The sequence below is a fragment of the Plesiomonas sp. genome (assembly GCF_051650925.1).
In the GTDB taxonomy this organism is placed as follows: domain Bacteria; phylum Pseudomonadota; class Gammaproteobacteria; order Enterobacterales; family CAMTGL01; genus Plesiomonas.
In genome coordinates, this window is sequence record NZ_JBOFRH010000028.1 from 1 (window position 1) to 4151 (window position 4151).

Sequence of the window (4151 nt, forward strand, 5' to 3'; positions counted from 1 at the left end):
CACCGCCTTGCTTGTTGCGCTCATGTTGGATGTAGGCATTATTCGGTGTAAAACGCATATCCGTGCCGACAATAACACTCTCAGTTAGCGCATAAGCGCCCCCGAGTTTAATACTGTGATAACGGGTCTGTGGCAATACCGACTTCATGCCTTGATGGTCGGTCAGCGTTCCATCGCTGTAGCTGTAATTAGCGTACAGATCTAAGCGGCCAAAACCGGCGTTGGCATTCAGCTCACTGCCCCAAACGTCCGCATCGCCTTGACTGACCAGAGCAGTATTTTTGGTCGGGTGCAAATAGTTATCCAGCGTATAGCGGTACACTGTAAAGCCACTGGTAGCATAATCTGCGCCAACCAGACGCGTCAGATCATAATCCGCCCCAACTTCAATGTTATAACCGGTCTGGGCTTTCACATCTTTTGGTTTCACCATGTTGTCACTGATCATAAAGGTTTCCGGTAACCCCGGCCCTTTGAAGATCCGCCCGTAGCCACTGCGTACCGACAAGTTATCGGTTAGGCGGTAGCTGCTTTTTAGTTTAGGTGACCACTGATTAAAATCACCTTCATACAAGCCGCCCATCTTGATCTGATCATAACGCAGGCCCGGTGTCAGCGTCAGATTACCCAGCGCCATTTTATCTTCGGCATATACGCCATAACTGGTCATTAGCCCACGGCCTTTGACATCTTCCTGTACAATTTTTCCGTCTTGCGCACCACCGACATAGCGGCTTACACCGTCGGCCTTTTTAGTCTGAACTGTGCGATACGTTTCCATACCATAGGTCAGTTGGTGGTTGCTGATTGTTGTGCTATTTCGCAGGTCAGCTCCGGTGGTTTTATTGTAATAACTGCGGTTCGGGGCGTGTTTTTGCGAGCCTTTTTCTTGCGATACCTCCGCATCACGATCAATGCCTTGGTTGGTCTGGTAAATATTCAGCGTCATATCCAGCGCTGAGTTAGGTGGCGAGACTCGCAGTTCTGAGCTGTAGGTATTGCGTGTCATACCCGAGTAACCGTAGTCGTAATCCTCGGTTGCACCGGCTTTTTCACCGGAAATTTGGCGGTTGCCACCATCCTCATAGTGCTGTGCATTCAGTTTAAGCTTGCTATAAGGTGTAAGTTCAAACACCGCTTTTGCCATACCCGATTTCAGCTTTCCCTGTTTTGACTGAATATCCGTACCATCACCTAACCGCATCGTACCGTCATCATCCATGTGGCCATACAATAACAGCTCACTGGCATCACCGAGTTTACCGAAAACCGCGGCACTGCTGGTTTTGCGGTGATAGGCATCTTGATAACCGGCTTTGACAAATCCTCCGGCACGTTCACCCGCTCGCAATAGATCTGAAGGGTCACGTGTTTCATAGCGGAAACTGCCGGTCACTGTGCCACCACTGTCGAGTGCCGAGTTAGGGCCAAACTCAATAACCGCTCGTTTGAGCAGTTCAGGATCAATAGTTTGATCGCCTGAGTGGTGGAAGATCTGTCCCTCTTGGCGTGCACCATCAATAGTCACTAATGAGAATTTATCTTCTAAACCGCGGATCCAAACCTTGCGGCCATAGCGTTGGCCACCATCAACGGTCACGCTGGGCAGGGTATTGAGGACATCTTTGATATCACTGGCCTGTCGATTGCTCAGTTGCTCGGCATCTATCTGCTGTTGTACGTGCACATCAATCGCTTCACCGGTAACAACAATGGTTTCGCTGGTGGATGTACCGGCCGCATACAGTGCGGTCGAACTCAATATCGTGGCTATTGCAACCGTCAATGGGGCCAGTGTGAGCGGTTTTACGGTGAAAGAGGAGTGCACTGCGTTACTTTTTTGGGTTGTCATAATAATGGTCGTTATCTGATGATGAATAAAGCGCACCCGTATTGCTGTTATCTCCGTAAAAATAGCAACAACAGGTGCATTCAGATGACCTTGCTCATTAGAAATTCAAAAGAGTGTTTTAGGATAAAGCTATAGTCTGGCGTTTACCGGTGTATCTGCTCCCATCTAGCCTATTCGTTGGAATTTGCATGATGGGGCTTTAGGTTGAACCGGTATGCGGCGACATAATTATTATGATGCAAATGATAGCTATTATCATTTAAATGACAAGTGAAATATTCACAAAAAGTTATTATTTATCAATGTGATAATTAACCTATCTCTAGGCACAACATTCAGGCGTAGAAAATCCTCCGCTGTGGGATAAATACAGCAGAGCCATGTGTGTTCTATATCGCTCTTTTTATACGGTTCTTCTAATGAAAACCGTTCAGAAACGGGTTAGTGCTCTCGACCAGAGATCACCAAGCTTCGACCCGAGATCATCAAGCTGCGGTAGTCATTGATTCACGCGTATCTAGTGATGTCGTTCCCGTTGTGCTAATCGCAGAGTCTACCGGTGTTAAACCCGCTATTTTTGCATTTGCTCCCGAACGTGGGGTAGGTTGTATGGTGTGCGAAGAGGGTGCACTTTCCAATGATAATGTATTGGCTGATAACGCCGGATTACGTTTCAAATGGCGGCTGACTGGAACAATCATCGGTGTGCCATAAAAGGGGTCGGGCAGCACATCAGCGTGCAGATTAAAGACCTGTTGTAACAAGCCTGATGTCATGATCTCTGCCGGTTTTCCCTGTGCGCAAACGCCGCCTTGGTGAACGGCCACCAATTGATCGGCATAGCGGCAGGCCAGATTCAGATCATGCAGCACCATCACGATGGTTTTACCGTGTTCACGGTTGAGCATAATCAGCAAATCCAGCAGCTCAATCTGGTGATTCAGATCCAGATATGTTGTCGGTTCATCCAATAGCAAAATATCGGCATCTTGCGCGAGAGTCATTGCAATCCAAACTCGCTGGCGCTGACCACCGGATAGGCTCTGCACGGTCTGATGCATCAACGCGGTGGTGTGAGTCAGTTCCAGTGCCCACTCAACCTTCTGCTGGTCAAGTTCTGACCACTGTTGAAACCAGCGCTGATGTGGATAACGGCCCTGTTTTACCAGCTGTAAAACGGTCATCTCTTCAGGCGCGACGGGCGATTGCGGCAAAATAGCCAGTTGTCTGGCAATATCTGTGGCGGCCCATTCGGTCAGCGGCTGGCCATCAAGACACACGTTACCGCCAGTGGGTTTTAGCAAGCGGGCCAGTGATTTAAGCAAGGTCGATTTACCGCAACCATTAGCACCGATAAATACCGTAATTTCACCGTCAGCAATGTCTAGTGATAGATCATGAATAATATGCCGCAGCGCTCCGGCCTGACGTGATGCCTGAGGATAGGAGAGTTGTAAATTCTGGGTCTGTAAGCGGGTCATAGTCTGTAAGTGAGTCATGGTTATCACCGGCGTAAAAGAAGATAGAGGAAATAGGGCGCACCCAACATCGCGGTAAATACGCCGGCGGGAATATCAAGCGGGATCATCAGGGTTCGGCCGAGAGTGTCTGCACTGAGCAATAACAGGCTACCGGTTAGCGCCGCACAAATCAGCAGCGGCCCTTGTTGGTTTCCCACCCAGCGGCGGGCAATATGGGGCGACATCAACGCGATAAACCCAATTCCACCAACAAACCCAACCGCCAGCGCCGACAATGCAGCAGAAAGCAGCAGTCCGGCCCACTGCCAGCGCGACAGCGCGCAGCCAAGTCCGGTCGCGGTATCTTCACCGAGCAGTTGTACGGTTAGGTGGCGCAATAAACCGGCCAGCAATGGCAGCAGCAAAAACAGTGCGGTGGCCAGCATCCAGACCTGATCGTAACGTGCGCCATGCACAGATCCCGTGACCCAAACTGTGCTTTTACCTAAGATCCAGCTTGGCGCATACATGACCAGCAGTGCGCGCAGGGCATCAAGCAGCGTAGCACAACCAATTCCCACTAAAATCATCTGCCCTGGGCGCAGATGTAATATCCGGCTGATGCTAACGAGTAGCAGCATCATCAATACTGCGCCGGTAAAAGCAATCAGTGGCAACCACACAATTGCAATGTGTTGCTGGAAAAATAGAAAAAACAGTACAACGGCGGTGGCCGCACCGCTGTTAATTCCCAGAATATCGGGTGAGGCCAGCGGGTTGCGGATAATGCTCTGTACTAGAACACCTGACAAACCGAGTGCGGCCCCCGCACTTAATGC

3 protein-coding genes are annotated in these 4151 nt (G+C 49.9%); all 3 read right to left on the minus strand.

The genetic code is table 11. The features are described 5' to 3' along the window. Nucleotides 1–1852: TonB-dependent receptor plug domain-containing protein (locus ACRC27_RS00665; protein ID WP_438638847.1), on the minus strand; the 1852-nt coding region annotated here is incomplete at its 3' end. Nucleotides 1853–2337: 485 nt separating this feature from the next. Next, nucleotides 2338–3351 (minus strand): ABC transporter ATP-binding protein, encoded by a 1014-nt coding sequence (locus ACRC27_RS00670; protein ID WP_438638848.1) that lies wholly within the window; start codon nucleotides 3349–3351, stop codon nucleotides 2338–2340. 5 nt (nucleotides 3352–3356) lie between these two features. Then, the coding region (locus ACRC27_RS00675) for a FecCD family ABC transporter permease (RefSeq protein WP_438638850.1) at nucleotides 3357–4151 on the minus strand (795 nt) is incomplete at its 5' end.

Bases quoted from the DNA above. Each gene is read 5' to 3' on its own strand.
- ACRC27_RS00670 (WP_438638848.1), bottom strand. From the start codon at position 3,351: ATGACTCACTTACAGACTATGACCCGCTTACAGACCCAGAATTTACAA.